Source organism: Nonomuraea sp. NPDC003214, assembly GCF_053590035.1.
The window spans coordinates 524,241-538,308 of the sequence record NZ_JBSFSX010000007.1; the positions used below are offsets into that span (position 1 = coordinate 524,241).

The following is a 14,068-nucleotide window of genomic DNA, read 5'->3' on the forward strand; positions in this document are numbered from 1 at the left end:
GTCAGCTGCCGACCGGCTGCTGCGACAGCGCCTGCATGAACGCCTTGGCCATGGTCAGCGCGCCGTCGAGCCCTTCCTTCTCGGGGATCAGCACGACGTTGCCGGAGGCCGCGGGCTCGCCCTTGGGCCGCTGCGCGCCCGCGTAGTCGATCTCCACCACGACGGCGCCCCGCCGCACGGTCACGGTGCCGCTGCCCGCGAACACCTCGCCCTTACGGGTCCCGACATAGACGCTGTACGCCTCCTCGCCCAGGCCGGGCACGTCGCGCACCTTGCCCCACGAGATGCCGCCGAGCGACGACTGCGCCAGGTTCTTGTCGCCGCCGAGCTGGCCCGTGTAGAACGCCCGGGCGGCGGTCTCGTCGGCCACGCCGGCCCGGTTGGTGAAGGAGTGCACGGTGATGAGCACGCTGCGGATCTTGGTCACCTTGTCGCCGGCGGGCACGTCCAGGTTGAGCCAGCGGCACTCGGTCTGCGTGTCGTCGCCCACCTCCAGGCCGCGCGCCCGGGGCGTGTGGCCGGGCACGAGCTTGGCGGCCGTCGGCGTCACCGTCTCGCAGACGGGCGGGAAGACGACCAGCGGCGTCGGCGAGGGCGTGGCGGCGGCGCTGGGCGAGGCGGTCGCCGCCTTGTACGGCTGCGCCAGGACGTCCGGGTGCTGCGCCTTCCAGTCGGCCACGCCCTTGGCGAAGTGCTTGATCAGGCCGCTGACCTCGCGGATCGCGTTCGACTCGGTGACGGACTGGGTGGTCTCGTTGCTGAGGATCTGCGCGTCCTTGCGCTGCTGGCTCGCCTGGTAGCGGACCTCGATCGTCATGTCATGGACGCGCGCGTACGCCTTGCCGTAGGAGTACCACATCAGGCTGCCGGAGCGGCGCCAGGTGTACTGGGCGAAGGCGGCGTCGCCGGCGCCCTGGATGTCGGTGACCGGGGAGGTGTAGTCCTTCTCGCCCTTCTTCGGCGTGGGCTTGGCGGTCTCGGCGTACTTGGCGCCGCCGTAGTCGACCTCGTAGGAGTTCTGCGCCATGGCGCGGCCGGTCTTGGCGCCGTCGCCGCGGTGCTGCTGGACCTTGACGTCGACCTCGCGGCTGCGCCACCACTCGCCGTGGGAGATGCGCTGGTTGTTCCAGTTGCAGGAGAAGTTGACCGTGTATTCGCTGTCGCGGGAGTCCTTGGACACGGTCGCGCCGGGCACGAGGCGCTCGGCCTCCTCCTTGGGCAGCATGGCGCACACGTCGGGGCCGGTCACGGCGGCGGGCTTGGTCAGCCCGGCCGTGGACGGCTGGCCCGTGGCGGGCGGCCCGGCGATGCCCTGGCCCCGGGTGAGCTGGCCGTACAGCAGGTAGGCGCCCGCGCTCGCGCCGACGAGCACCACGAGCGTGGCGGCGACGACCGGCAGGATCCACGGGCGGCGCCGCGGCGGCCGTGGGGGCAGCGGCACGGGAGGCGGCATCGGCGGCAGAGTCGGCGGCTGGGTCGGCGGCTCGAACTGCCCTCCGGGCACCGGGTGCGGGTGGGTCGGCGGCTGGTGCTCGCTACCGGGATTCACGAGGGACTCCTGGGGTTTGCCATGACGTGCGGTGAAACATGCTAGTCAGCCCGGTTGCAGGATGCTTGCACCAGTTCAGGACCGCAACGCGGCCGAGACCATCGCGGCGGCGGCGCGGGCGGGCTCCTCGTCGGCCGGATCGTCCTTCGGCATGTCCCTGCGCTGCCAGACCACCTCGGCGAGCACGTTGCTGGTGCGCAGCAGCACGGTGCTGGTGCCGGTGCCGAGCTGATCGGAGTTGCTGTAGAAGCGGAAGGAGTTCTGGACGAACGCGGCCTCCCCCAGGCCCCGCACGTCGCGGACCTTGCCGACGTGGTTGCTGAACGCCTGTCCCGCGGCTCCGGCGCGGCTGGCGCGCTCGATGGCGAAGCGCTGGACGGCCACCTCGGGCGCGCCCCGGCCGCCGGCGGGCCGCTCGGCCCACACCCTGACGGTGAGCGAGGAGATCTCGCGCGGTCCCCTGCTCAGGCGCCACTCGCACTCGCCGGGTCTGGTCTGCTGCCCCCGCACCTCGCTCTTCATCACCTCGGTCACCTGGGCGCCGGTGAGCAGGCCGCAGGCGGCGGGCGCGGCGGCGAACCGGCCGGTGTCCTCCTGGGTGAGCGCGCGCACGCCGTACCAGCCTCCGGCGCCCAGCACGGCGACGGCGGCGAGCGCGGCCACGGCCGGCCACCAGCGGCGGCGACGGGCGCGCGGCGGGACGGCGCCGGGGCTGGTACTCGTGCCGAGCAGCCGCTGGAGCCCGTCGCGGACCTGCGCCGCGCCGGGCCGGACGGCGGGGTCCTTGGCGAGCATGGCCAGCAGCAGCCCGCCGAGCTCGCGCCCGGCCCGGACCGGCGGCGGCGGGTCGTGCAGCAGCACCGCGGCGGCGACGGCGGCGGGCATCGCCCGCTCGAACGGCGCCCGCCCCTCCACGGCGGTGTAGAGGCTGGCGCCGAGCGACCACAGGTCGGAGGCGGGGCCGGAGGGCTGCTCGTTGAGCCGCTCGGGCGCCATGTAGCCGGGCGAGCCGGCGCTGCCGTAGCGGTCGCCGCGCCCGCCGAGCGGGACGGCGATGCCGAAGTCGGTGAGCATGGCGGAGCCGTCGGCGTCGAGCAGGATGTTGGCCGGTTTGACGTCCTGGTGCACGATGCCGTGGGAGTGGGCGACGGTCAGCGCCGACAGCACGCGCAGGCCGATGCGGGCCACGGCCTCGGGCGGGAGCGGCCCGTCCTCCTTGATCACCCGGTCGAGCGACCGGCCGCTGACCAGGTCGAGGATGATCCACGGCTGCTCACCCGTGAGCACCACGTCGTGGACCAGCACGATGGCCGGGTCGCGCAGCCGCCCGGCGGACCTGGCCTCGTGGATGGCCCGGTCGGCGAACTCGGCGCGCTCGCGCGGCGACAGCTCGGCCGGGACGCGGACCTGCTTGACCGCGACCTCCCGGTTGAGCATCTCGTCGCGGGCCCGCCACACCGTGCCCGCGCCGCCCTCCCCGAGCCGCTCGACGAGCCGGTAGCGGCCCGCCAGCACGTAGCCGTCACCCCGCACCGCGAAGCTCCCGCTCGGCCGTCCTGGCCGCCCTCAGGGCGGACTCCTTGATCTGGTCGTCGGTGGTGCGGTCGTCGACCCTGGTGAACTCGGCGGCGACCACGAGGTTGGCCAGGCGGAAGTAGACGATGGCCGAGTGCATCCGGCCGGTCTCCCCCAGCAGCTCGAACGCGAACGCCTCCTGGCCCAGGCCGCCGAACGACCTGACGGAGGTGCGGGTGACGTCCTGCGGCTTGGTGACGCCGATCTCCTTCCACACCCAGCCGAAGCTCCCGTGCTTGGCCCAGTAGCGCTGCTGGTTGGCGAAGAGGCTGCGGGCCGTGACGGGGGTCATGCTCCACGGGTCGCGGGTGTCGGAGTCCTTCTGGAGCTGCACCGAGACGCCGATGCCGGGCTTGGTCCAGTTGCACTCGGGGCCGTACTCGTCGGAGGCGGGCACGCCCTTGGGGATCTGCTGGGTGCGCATCAGCAGGCCGACGTCCTCCGGGGGGAGCAGCGTGCACAGGTCCATCGGCACGGTGAAGGCGGCCGGCACCCCGTTGTCCTGATTTTTCAGGACCAGGAAGACGATGGTGGTGGCCGCCGCGATCGCCAGCGCCGCCGCCGACGCGATCCACAGCACGGCCCTGCTCCGCTTCCTGACGTGGCCGGGCACGGTGGCGTCGTGCTGCGGCGGCAGCGCGGCGGGCTCGCCCGCGGCGACCCGGCGCAGCGCCTGGGCCATCAGCGGCGCCACCGGCCGGGCCGCCGGGTGGCGCGCCATCATCGCGGCCAGCAGCGGGCCGAGCGGCTGCGGCGCGACCGGGACCGGCTGGGTCAGCGTCGCCCTGATCCGGTCGGCGGTGGTGCCGTCGTAGGCGGCCCTGCCGGTGGCCGCGAGGAACAGCGTCGCGCCGAGCGACCACACGTCGCTGGCCGGGCCGCCGGGCTCGCCCTCCAGCCGCTCGGGCGCGATGAACCCGGGCGAGCCGATCATCAGGCCCTGCTCGGTGAGCGTCGCCTGGCCCTCCTGCCGCGCGATGCCGAAGTCGGTGAGCACCACCCGGCCGCTGTCGGTGAGGAACACGTTGCCCGGCTTGACGTCGCGGTGCTGCAGCCCGCGGGCGTGCGCGGCCGACAGCGCGTCGAGCATGTCGGCGCCGATCCTGGCCACGTACTCCGTCGGCATGGGGCCGTGCGCCTGCACCGCCTCGCCCAGCGTGCGGCCGCGCAGCAGCTCCATCACCAGCCACGGCCGCTCGTGCTCGACGACGACGTCGTGCAGCGCCACGATGCCCGGATGGCGCAGCTGCGCGGTGGCCTGCGCCTCGCGCACCGCCCGGGTGACCAGCTCGGCGCGCTCGCCGGGGGACAGCCCCTCGGGCAGCGTCAGCTCCTTGACCGCCACCTCGCGGTCGAGCATCTCGTCCCTGGCCAGCCACACCCGGCCCATGCCGCCGCTGCCGAGCGGCCGCAGCAGGGAGTAGCGGTTGGCGAGTCTTGCCCCGGACATAGAGGGAAGACTAACTAAGGATCAAGCGCAATAGTTATTCGTTCGGATCCGTATCTGTCGGTGCCCGTCTCTATGGTCTTGGTTCGTGGACCCGGTACAAGGCACTCTCGACGAGCTCGGCACCCCGCTGAGCGACGTCACGTTCGTGGTGTTCGACCTCGAGACCACCGGCGGCTCGCCGGCCGAGCACATGATCACCGAGATCGGGGCGGTCAAGGTCCGGGCGGGCGAGGTGCTCGGCGAGTTCTCCACCCTGGTCGACCCCGGCGGGCCGATCCCGCCGTTCATCTCCGTGCTGACCGGCATCACCGACGCCATGGTGGTGGCCGCGCCGCGCATCGAGTCGGTGCTGCCGAGCTTCCTGGAGTTCATCAAGGGCGCCACGCTGGTCGCCCACAACGCGAGCTTCGACACCCGCTTCGTCAAGGCCGCCTGCGCCGCCCACGGCTATCCCCCGCCGGTCAACCCGGTGGTCGACACCGTCGACCTGGCCCGCCGGGTGCTGACCCGCGACGAGACGCCCAACGCCAAGCTGTCCACGCTGGCCCGGTTCTTCCGCAGCGCCACCGAGCCGTGCCACCGCGCCCTCCAGGACGCCAGGGCCACCGTCGACGTGCTCCACGGCCTCATCGAGCGGGCCGGCTCCTTCCAGGTCCACACCCTCGAAGAGCTCAAGTCGTTCGTCCGCGCCCCCACGCCCGAGCAGCAGCGCAAGCGCCACCTGGCCGAGTCGGTGCCGCACGCCCCCGGCGTCTACATGTTCGAGGACGAGCGCGGCGAGGTCCTCTACATCGGCAAGTCCACCAACCTGCGCAACCGCGTGCGCTCCTACTTCACCGCCGGCGAGACCAGGCCGCGCATCCGCGAGATGATCGGCATCGCCGAGCGGGTCCGCCACATCGTCTGCGCCACCGCGCTGGAGGCCGAGGTCAGGGAGCTGCGCCTGATCGGCGGCGCCAAACCGCGCTACAACCGCCGCTCCCGCTTCCCGGAGAAGGTCGTCTGGCTCAAGCTCACCGGCGAGCCGTTCCCGCGCCTGTCGATCGTGCGCGACCTGAAGGACGACGGCGCCTCCTACCTCGGCCCGTTCTCCAGCACCCGGCTCGCCGACGAGGCCCGCATCGCGCTGCACGAGGCGGTGCCGCTGCGCCAGTGCACCCAGCCGATCAGCCTGCGCACCCGGCGCTCGGCCTGCGTGCTGCACGAGATGGGCCGCTGCGGCGCGCCGTGCGAGGGCAAGCAGTCGCAGGCCGACTACGCCGTCCACGTCGAGACCGCGCGCCGGGCCATGACGCTCGACGCCTCGCCGGTCTTCTCCGCCGTCTCGGCCCGGATGGAGCGCCTGTCGGTCGAGCAGCGCTACGAGGAGGCCTCCGTCGACCGCGACCGGCTGGCCGCGTTCGTCCGCGCCGCCGCCCGCATGCAGCGGCTCACCTCGATCACCAGCATCCCCCACCTGGTGGCCGCCAGCCCGGCGTTCGACGGCGGCTGGGAGATGCACGTCGTGCGCTACGGGCGGCTCGCCGCCGCCGCCGTCATGCCGCGCGGCGCCCACCCCAAGCCGTTCGTGGCCTCGCTCACCGCCACCGCCGAGGCGGTCATCCCCGGCCCCGGGCCCGTCCACGCGGCCAGCGCCGAGGAGACCGAGTGCATCCTGCGCTGGCTGGAGTCGCCCGGCGTGCGGCTGGTGGAGGTCGACGGCCAGTGGAGCCTGCCCGCCCACGGCGCCGCCCGCCACAAGGCCCGCATCGACCTGGCCTATCGCGGCCTGTGATTCGATACAGTTGGCACATGGTCACGGCTATCGTTCACATCAACGCCGAGGTCGACCGGATTCCGGAGGTTGCGGCGCAGATCGCCGAGATCGACGGCGTCAGCGAGGTCTACTCCATCACCGGCGACTACGACCTGCTGGCGATGGTCCGCGTGGCGGCCTACGAGCAGATCGCCGAGGTCGTCCCGGGCCGGCTCAACAAGGTCCCCGGCGTGCTCCAGACGGAGACCCACATCGCCTTCCGCGCCTACTCCAAGCACGACCTCGACGCGGCGTTCTCCATCGGCCTGCACGAGGCCGACTGACCCGTCCCGCCCCTCACCTCACCGGAGCCCCCGCCCGCGGCGGGGGCTTTCGCGTTCCCGGAGCCTCCGCGAGCCCCGGAAACGGGACAGGCCCGGACCTCTCGCGAAGTCCGGGCCTGTTCCGTCAGGCGGTGTGTCAGTGGGTGAGCGACTTGTCCTCGCCCGGGCCCACCGCCGCGTGCTCGTCCTCGTGGCCGTGCTCGTGCCCCTCGTCCAGCGGGATCTTCTCCCCGCCGTACGCCTTGGACATGCGGCCGCGCAGCTTGCCGAGCGGCCCGCGCATGCCCTTGGGCGGGATGCCCGAGGTGTCCTCGTCCACCGGGAGCATCGGGACGGCTTCCTTGCCGCGCATGTGCGCCGCGATGTCCTCCGCCGGAGGCGTGTGGACCTCGATGAACTCGCCGTGCGGCAGACGCTTGATCACACCCGACTCCACACCGTGGCTGATCACCGCGGCGTCGGAACGCTGCAGGCCCAGGCAGATGCGGTAGGTGATGATGTAGGCCAGCGCCGGCCCCACGAAGATGAGCGCCCGGCCCACGTACGTGGTCATGTTCAGGTTGATGTGGAAGAACGCCGACAGTTCGTCGTTGGCGCCCAGCAGCCACAGCACGCCGTAGAACACGATGGCGGACATGCCGATCGAGGTGCGGTGCGGGTTGTTGCGCGGACGGTCGGCCACGTGGTGCTCGCGGTGGTCGCCGGTGATCCACCGTTCGAGGAACGGATAGAGCGCCAGGCCCGTCATGACCAGTCCGAGCGGCACCAGGGCCGGGATGATCACGCTGAGCGGCAGCGTGCCCGCCTGGGCCGTGCCGAACAGGTTGATCTCCCACGCCGGCATCAGGCGCAGCGAGCCTTCGAGGAAGCCCATGTACCAGTCGGGCTGCGAACCCGCCGAGATGTCGGCCGGTGTGTACGGGCCGAAGATCCAGATCGGGTTGATCTGCGCGAACGTGCCCAGCCCCGCGACCACGGCCAGCGTGAACAGGAAGTACGCGCCCGCCTTGGCCATGAAGGCCGGGTAGAACGGCGCGCCCACCACGTTCTTGTTGGTGCGGCCCTTGCCGGGCATCTGCGTGTGCTTCTGCACCCACATGAGCACCATGTGCGCGGTGACGAGCGCCAGCAGGATGCCGGGGATGAGCAGGATGTGCAGCGAGTAGAAGCGGGCGATGACGTCCTCGCCCGGGTACTCGCCGCCGAACAGGAAGAACGAGATGTACGTGCCGACCAGCGGCAGCGAGATCGCCACACCCTGGGTGATCCGCAGACCGGCGCCGGAGAGCAGGTCGTCGGGCAGGGAGTAGCCCGTCAGGCCCTCGGCGAGGGCCAGCGTCAGCAGCAGGATGCCGATGATCCAGTTGATCTCACGCGGCTTGCGGTAGGCGCCGGTGAAGAACACCCGGAGCATGTGCACCATCATGCCCGCGACGAAGAGCAGGGCCGCCCAGTGGTGCATCTGCCTCATGAGCAGTCCACCCCGGACGTCGAAGCTGATGTTCAGCGCCGACGCGTAGGCCTCCGACATCATGACGCCCTTGAGCGGGGCGTACGAACCCTCGTAGATCACGTGCCCCATGCCCGGCTGGAACCAGAACGTCAGGAACGTACCGGTGAGCAGCAGGATGATGAACGCGTAGAGGGCGATCTCCCCCAGCAGGAACGACCAGTGGTCGGGGAAGATCTTGCGCATGTTGCGCTTGAGGAAGTTGGCCCCGCCCAGCCGCTCGTCCAGGACGCTGGATGTGCCGGCGATGGCCTTGGGCACCTTGTTCAGGTCGTCACTCATGCCTGGCCTCCCTTGGCCCGGACAGCGGCCTCGGCGTCGCCACGCTCCCAGAAGCTGGGACCGACCGGCACCGCGAAGTCACCCTGCGCGATGAGGTAGCCCTGGTCGTCGACCGAGATCGGCAGCTGCGGCAGCGGCCGCGCGGCCGGACCGAAGATCACCTTGGCGCCGTCGGCGGCGTCGAAGGTCGACTGGTGACACGGGCACAGGATGTGGTGGGTCGTCTGCTCGTACAGGGCCGCCGGGCAGCCCACGTGCGTGCAGATCTTCGAGTAGGCCACGATCCCGTCGTGCGTCCAGTTCTTGTTCGTGCCCGACTTGATCTCCTCGGGCCGGAACTTGATCAGGATCAGCGTGGCCTTGGCGAGCACGGTCAGGTCGTGCTCGTAGCCCTCGGGCACCACCGACAGGATGCCGCCGGGCGAGTTGAAGTCGGCCGCGCGGATCGGCTGGCCGGTGCCCTCGACGACCAGGCGGAGGTTCTTGCCCTCCTTGGTCTTCTCGCCCCACACCGTGTGGCGCAGCTCGTTGTGGAACTGCGACGCCGGCATGTCGTTGTTGTCCAGGTCGCGCAGCAGGATCAGCGGGATCAGGCCGAGCGGCGCGGCGCCGAGCAGCAGCGTGCGGCGCAGCATCTTGCGCTTGACGAAGCCGCTCTCGTTGGCGCCCTGGAGGAACGTCTCGGCCACGACGGCCCGGTCCTCCTTGGCGGAGACCATGTCGTGGCGCTCCTGGACCAGGGAGTACTTCGGCATGATCTGGCGGACCCAGACCACGATGCCGACCGCCAGGCCCAGCACGGCCAGCGTGAGCGTGCCGCCGAGCGCCAGGTTGGACAGGCCCGTCGCCTCCGGGCTGCCCACCGGGAGGATCACGTAGAAGATGAGGAAGGCGATGCCGGCGGCGAAGGTGATCAGGAAGCAGAGCGACACGATCCTCTCCGCCTTGCGCGCCTTCTGCTCGTCCTGCAGGGTGACGCCGGGAGTCTCGCCGCCGGCCGTCGCGGCGGCGCCGGCCTCGGGCTGGTCGCCGAGCAGCGAGGTGCCCGGCGCGGGGGTGCCGATGACGCGCTTGGGGACGCGCTCGTCCGGCTGCTCGATCTCGTGCTCGTTGTCTGTCATGACTTCTGTCGCTTCTTCGCGGTGATCCAGATGGAGGCGAGGACCAGGGCCAGGATGCCCACGATCCACACGACGAGGCCTTCGGTGACCGGGCCGATGCGCCCGAGGCCGAAACCTCCGGGATCCTTCTGCTCGCGGACCTGGGTGATGTAGGCGATCATGTTGCGCTTCTCTTCGGGCGTGATCGTCGAGTCGTTGAAGACCGGCATCGCCTGGGGACCGGTCACCATGGCCTCGTAGATCTGCTCGGGGGTGGCCTCGTTGAGGTTGGGCGCGTACTTGCCGCGCGTCAGCGCGCCGCCGGCGCCCGCCCAGTTGTGGCACTGGATGCAGTTGGCGCGGAACAGCTCACCGCCCTTGGCCGCGTCACCGAGCTTGGGGTCGACCTGCTCCTTGCCCGGCACCTGCGGGCCGCCGCCGAGCGACTGCACGTAGGCGGAGATCTGCCGGATCGCGTCCGGGTTCTTCTTGACCCAGTCGGGCAGCGGCTTGCGCGGCACCTGGGCGCCCGGGTCGGAGGCCGGCATGCGGCCGGTGCTCATCTGGAAGTCGACCGCCGCGGCGCCCACGCCGATGAGCGTCGGCCCTGTCGCCGTGCCCTGCGCGTTGAGCCCGTGGCAGCTGGAGCAGTGGGCCTCGAAGAGGCTCTTGCCCTCCGCCACGTCGTCGACCTTGCCCGCCGCGAGTGCCGCGTCAGCGGGCCTGCTCACCTGCACAAACGTGGCATATACCGTCCCGACCAGCGCCAACGCCAGGATCAGGACGGCGTATCTCGCGAGCGGATGCCGCCGCCATGCGGTGATCCTAGTCACAGAGATCCCGTTCCTTACTGAATGATGTAGATGGTCGCGAAAAGGCCGATCCAGACGACGTCCACGAAGTGCCAGTAATAGGACACGACGATCGCACTGGTGGCCTGCTCATGCGTGAAGCGCTTCGCGGCGTACGTACGTCCCAGCATGAACAGGAACGCGATCAGTCCACCGGTCACGTGCAGGCCGTGGAAGCCTGTCGTGAGGTAGAACACCGAGGTGTAGGCGTTGGCGGACAGGGTCGCGCCCTCGCTCGCGAGCTCCATGTACTCGTACAGCTGGCCCGCGATGAAGACGGAGCCCATGAGGAAGCTGACGAAGTACCAGAACCGGAGCTTGCCGACCTGCCCCTTCTCCGCGGCCCACACGCCGAGCTGGCACGTCACACTCGACAGAACCAGGATGATCGTGTTGGCCGTCGCGAACGGGATGTTCAGGTGAGCCGCGTGCTCGCTCGAGGCGCCCTGCTGCAGGAGCGCGGGACCCCACTCGAGACCTTGGCCGAGGCTCACCGACCGGATGGTGAAGTACATCGCGAACAGCGCCGCGAAGAACATGAGCTCAGAGGACAGCCAGACGATCGTCCCGACGCTGACCAGGTTCGGTCGTCGGTACGGCTGGGCTGTCGTCGTCGAAGTTATTGCGGATGCTGTCGCCACGGGCAGCATTATTGCGGCTCCGGTGGTCGGTCCGGCGCACGACCCCCCGTTAGCGGGTACAAACCGGGAGCCAAGCTGGGATAATTGCCACAAAACACCCACAAGAGGTGCCAGCCTGGGCTTCCACACCACACCACCGGTACGATCCCAGGTGACCATACCGCTACGACCGATAGTGAGCGCGACCGTGAGCACCGACGACACGATGAGGGTCCTCGTCTACAGCGACGACGCCGCCACCCGTGAAGAGGTCCGGCAGGCCATCGGGCGGCGGCCGGCTGCTGACGTCCCCTTCGTGGAGATCGTGGAGTGCGCCACCGAGCCCAAGGTCCACCAGTGGCTCGCCTCCGGCGAGATCGACGTGGCCGTGCTCGACGGCGAGACCCAGCCCGCCGGCGGCATGGGCGTCGCCCGCCAGGCCAAGGACGAGGTCTACGACTGCCCTCCCATCTGCCTGATCATCGCCAGGCGCGACGACCGCTGGCTGGCCGAATGGTCCAAGGCCGACGCCGTCGTCCCGCAGCCCCTCGAGCCCATCGCGCTCGCCGACGCCGTGGCCGGTCTGATGCGCCGCCGCTCCTCCAGCCGACTCAACGCTAAGTAGGTGCCTACCGTGGACTCGCGGACGACCTGGCCGGCGCTGCTCTCCGCTCTCCTGTCCGGCGAGCACCTCACGGCCGACGAGGCCGCCTGGGCCATGCGGGAGATCATGTCCGGCTCGGCGACGCCCTCGCAGATCGCCGGGTTCGTGATCGCGCTGCGCGCCAAGGGCGAGACCGTGGCCGAGGTGGTCGGGCTGGCCCGCACCATGCTCGACCTCGCCACCCCGCTCCACGTCGAAGGCCCCGTCGTCGACGTCGTCGGCACCGGCGGCGACCGCGCCCACACCGTCAACGTGTCCACCATGGCCGCCATCGTCGCCGCCGCCGCCGGCGCCCGCGTCGTCAAGCACGGCAACCGCGCCGCCTCCTCCTCCTGCGGCGCCGCCGACGTCCTGGAGCACCTCGGCATCCGCCTCGACCTCACCCCCGAGCAGACCGCCCGGGTGGCCGCCGAGGCCGGCATCGCCTTCTGCTTCGCGCCCGTCTACCACCCCGCGCTCCGCTTCGCCGGGCCGACGCGCAAGGAGATCGGCGTCCCCACGGTCTTCAACTTCCTCGGCCCGCTCACCAACCCGGCCCGCCCCTCCGCGCAGGCCATCGGCGTCTACGACGCCAACATGCTGCCGGTCCTGGCCGGCGTCTTCGCCGAGCGCGGCGTGTCCGCCCTGGTCTTCCGCGGCGACGACGGCCTCGACGAGCTCACCATCGCCACCACCTCGACGGTCTGGACGGTCCACGACGGCGCCGCCACCCGGACGACGTTCGACCCGGCGGTCCTCGGCATCCCGCGCGCCGAGGTCGGCGCCCTGCGCGGCGGCGACGTCGCCTTCAACGCCCAGGCGGTGCACGACCTCGTCGGCGGCAAGACCGGGCCGGTGCGCGACGCCGTCCTCCTCAACACCGCCGCCGCCCTCGTGGCCCTCGACGGGCCCGGCGACGACCTCGACTCCGCCATGATCGACGCCTACTCGCGCGCCGTGCAGGCCGTCGACTCCGGGCAGGCCGCCCGGACGCTCGACAACTGGATCGCCGTCAGCAGCGCCTTCCCCGCCCGCTGACCCTCGTCCGGGCCCTCAGGGGGCTTCTGCCGCCTCAGGGTCAGGGGCGGGCTCGTACGGGCGCGCAAGGGGCCGGGGCCCGGCCGGAGGCGTCAGGAGAAGGCCAGGGTGGGGCCCGCCTTCAGGGAGCTCCACCTGAGCCACTGCTTCCAGCTCTCCTGCCAGTGCCCCCACCCGTTGGTCGGCTCCAGCTTGCGCGGCGACCCGGTGATGATGATGGGGTCGCCGATCAGCGTGTTCTTGATGAACCAGGCCGCGTTGTCCGGGCTGATGTTCACGCAGCCGTGGCTGACGTTGGAGTTGCCCTGCGAGCCCACCGACCAGGGCGCGCTGTGCACGTACTCGCCGCTGTTGGAGATGCGGACGGTGTTGTAGACGGTCATCCGGTAGTAGCCGGGCGAGCCGGGCCCGATGCCGGGCGAGATCATGATGGTGACCGGTTCGCGGGACATGGCCAGGTGGATGCCGGAGGTCGTGTAGTACTTCCACTGGCCGCCCTGCCCGGCGCTCATCGGCATCTCGCGGATCTTCTTGCCGTCGCGCCTGACGTGCAGGACGTGCTCGTCGGTGCTGCCCGCGGTGATCTGGGAGCGGCCGATCCTGAAGTCGAGCGCCAGGTCGCGCTTGCCGTACAGGCCGTTGCCGCCCCGTACGCCCGCGAGGTTGGCCTCGACGCGGACGTCGGTGCGGGCGGGCCAGTACTCGCGCGGCCGGAAGTCGACGTGGCGGTCGTCGAACCAGTGCCAGGCCCCCTCGACGGGCTTGGAGCTGCGGACGAGCAGGTTGCGCTCGACGGAGACGCGGTCGGTGATCGGCTGGTCGAAGGCGATCATGATGGGCATGCCGACGCCGACGGTGAGGCCGGTGTCGTCCCGGTTCGGGGTGATGCGCTCGATGTCGAAGGTCTTGACCGCCTTGACCGTGGAGAACGTGCTCTTCTGCTCGGACTCCTTGCCGTCGGCGTTGGCGACGACGGAGGTGATCGTGTACGTGGTGCCGGGACGGGCGGTGGCGGTGCTGCGCCAGCGGGTGCGGTCGGCGCTGAGCGTGCCCGGCAGGGCGCCGTCCTTGCCGCGCACGGTGACGCTCTTGAGCGTGCCCGCCTGGGCCGCCACGACGACGGTCTGGTCGGTCGGCACGTTGGCGGCCCTGTCGTGCGGGTACATCGTCACGGTGGCGTCGGGCGCCTTGGCGGCCTTCTCCTCGTCGGCGGCGCTGCTCGTCGAGCAGGCCGTCAGCAGCGCCAGTGCCAGCAGGCCGGCTGTTCGATACGCAACGCGCCCCACGAGTACTCCCCCGTCCGAGTAGAGCAGATTCACCTCCCTTATTACCCTGAGTGATCGAATCACCACATCCGCCCCCCGGTAAAGA

12 protein-coding genes are annotated in these 14,068 nt (G+C 71.0%); 4 read left to right on the forward strand and 8 right to left on the reverse strand.

What is annotated here, in order from left to right; translation table 11 throughout:
- Window position 1: 1 nt before the first annotated feature.
- The 3 genes from ACWDXC_RS24465 to ACWDXC_RS24475 form a co-directional block, all read right to left on the reverse strand.
- Window positions 2–1,549 (reverse strand): hypothetical protein, encoded by a 1,548-nt coding sequence (locus ACWDXC_RS24465; protein ID WP_449985680.1) that lies wholly within the window; start codon window positions 1,547–1,549, stop codon window positions 2–4.
- 75 nt (window positions 1,550–1,624) lie between these two features.
- Complete coding sequence (locus ACWDXC_RS24470; protein WP_449985683.1) at window positions 1,625–3,082, reverse strand: protein kinase domain-containing protein; 1,458 nt, start codon at window positions 3,080–3,082, stop codon at window positions 1,625–1,627.
- The gene (locus ACWDXC_RS24475; RefSeq protein ID WP_449985686.1) at window positions 3,072–4,574 is read right to left on the reverse strand and encodes a serine/threonine-protein kinase; all 1,503 of its coding nucleotides are present in this window, start codon (window positions 4,572–4,574) and stop codon (window positions 3,072–3,074) included. The genes ACWDXC_RS24470 and ACWDXC_RS24475 overlap by 11 nt, the downstream gene beginning before the upstream one ends.
- An 85-nt stretch (window positions 4,575–4,659) precedes the next feature.
- On the opposite strand from ACWDXC_RS24475, the gene ACWDXC_RS24480 reads away from it, so the two are divergent.
- Together ACWDXC_RS24480 and ACWDXC_RS24485 are read left to right on the forward strand one after the other, a co-directional pair.
- Window positions 4,660–6,348 carry a DEDD exonuclease domain-containing protein gene (locus ACWDXC_RS24480; protein WP_449985688.1) on the forward strand — a complete coding sequence of 563 codons (1,689 nt, stop codon included), beginning with the start codon at window positions 4,660–4,662 and terminating at the stop codon, window positions 6,346–6,348.
- 17 nt (window positions 6,349–6,365) lie between these two features.
- Window positions 6,366–6,653 carry an Lrp/AsnC family transcriptional regulator gene (locus tag ACWDXC_RS24485; RefSeq protein WP_219511155.1) on the forward strand — a complete coding sequence of 96 codons (288 nt, stop codon included), beginning with the start codon at window positions 6,366–6,368 and terminating at the stop codon, window positions 6,651–6,653.
- A 136-nt stretch (window positions 6,654–6,789) separates the two neighbouring features.
- Here the strand turns inward: ACWDXC_RS24485 and qcrB are convergent, their stop codons facing one another.
- From qcrB to ctaE, 4 genes are read right to left on the reverse strand one after another with little or no spacing between them, the layout of a single operon-like run.
- Window positions 6,790–8,445, reverse strand: a complete 1,656-nt coding sequence (qcrB, locus tag ACWDXC_RS24490) for a cytochrome bc1 complex cytochrome b subunit (RefSeq protein WP_219511153.1) — start codon at window positions 8,443–8,445, stop codon at window positions 6,790–6,792.
- Entirely contained in the window at window positions 8,442–9,566 is a 1,125-nt protein-coding gene (gene qcrA, locus ACWDXC_RS24495; RefSeq protein ID WP_449985691.1) for a cytochrome bc1 complex Rieske iron-sulfur subunit, read from the reverse strand. The genes qcrB and qcrA overlap by 4 nt, the downstream gene beginning before the upstream one ends.
- Window positions 9,563–10,378, reverse strand: coding sequence for a cytochrome bc1 complex diheme cytochrome c subunit (gene qcrC, locus ACWDXC_RS24500; protein WP_219511150.1), 816 nt, complete (start codon window positions 10,376–10,378; stop codon window positions 9,563–9,565). Before qcrC ends, qcrA begins: the two co-directional genes overlap by 4 nt.
- A 14-nt stretch (window positions 10,379–10,392) precedes the next feature.
- Window positions 10,393–11,046 carry an aa3-type cytochrome oxidase subunit III gene (ctaE, locus tag ACWDXC_RS24505; RefSeq protein WP_219511148.1) on the reverse strand — a complete coding sequence of 218 codons (654 nt, stop codon included), beginning with the start codon at window positions 11,044–11,046 and terminating at the stop codon, window positions 10,393–10,395.
- 196 nt (window positions 11,047–11,242) lie between these two features.
- Between ctaE and ACWDXC_RS24510 the strand changes: the two genes are divergently transcribed.
- Both ACWDXC_RS24510 and trpD read left to right on the forward strand, forming a co-directional pair.
- Window positions 11,243–11,641, forward strand: a complete 399-nt coding sequence (locus tag ACWDXC_RS24510; protein WP_219511207.1) for a response regulator transcription factor — start codon at window positions 11,243–11,245, stop codon at window positions 11,639–11,641.
- A gap of 9 nt (window positions 11,642–11,650) precedes the next feature.
- A complete protein-coding gene (gene trpD / locus ACWDXC_RS24515; protein WP_357586479.1) occupies window positions 11,651–12,697 on the forward strand; it encodes an anthranilate phosphoribosyltransferase in 1,047 nt (348 codons plus the stop codon).
- A 92-nt stretch (window positions 12,698–12,789) separates the two neighbouring features.
- Here trpD and ACWDXC_RS24520 read toward each other — a convergent pair whose 3' ends face one another.
- Window positions 12,790–13,983 (reverse strand): L,D-transpeptidase, encoded by a 1,194-nt coding sequence (locus tag ACWDXC_RS24520; protein ID WP_449985695.1) that lies wholly within the window; start codon window positions 13,981–13,983, stop codon window positions 12,790–12,792.
- Window positions 13,984–14,068 lie beyond the last annotated feature (85 nt).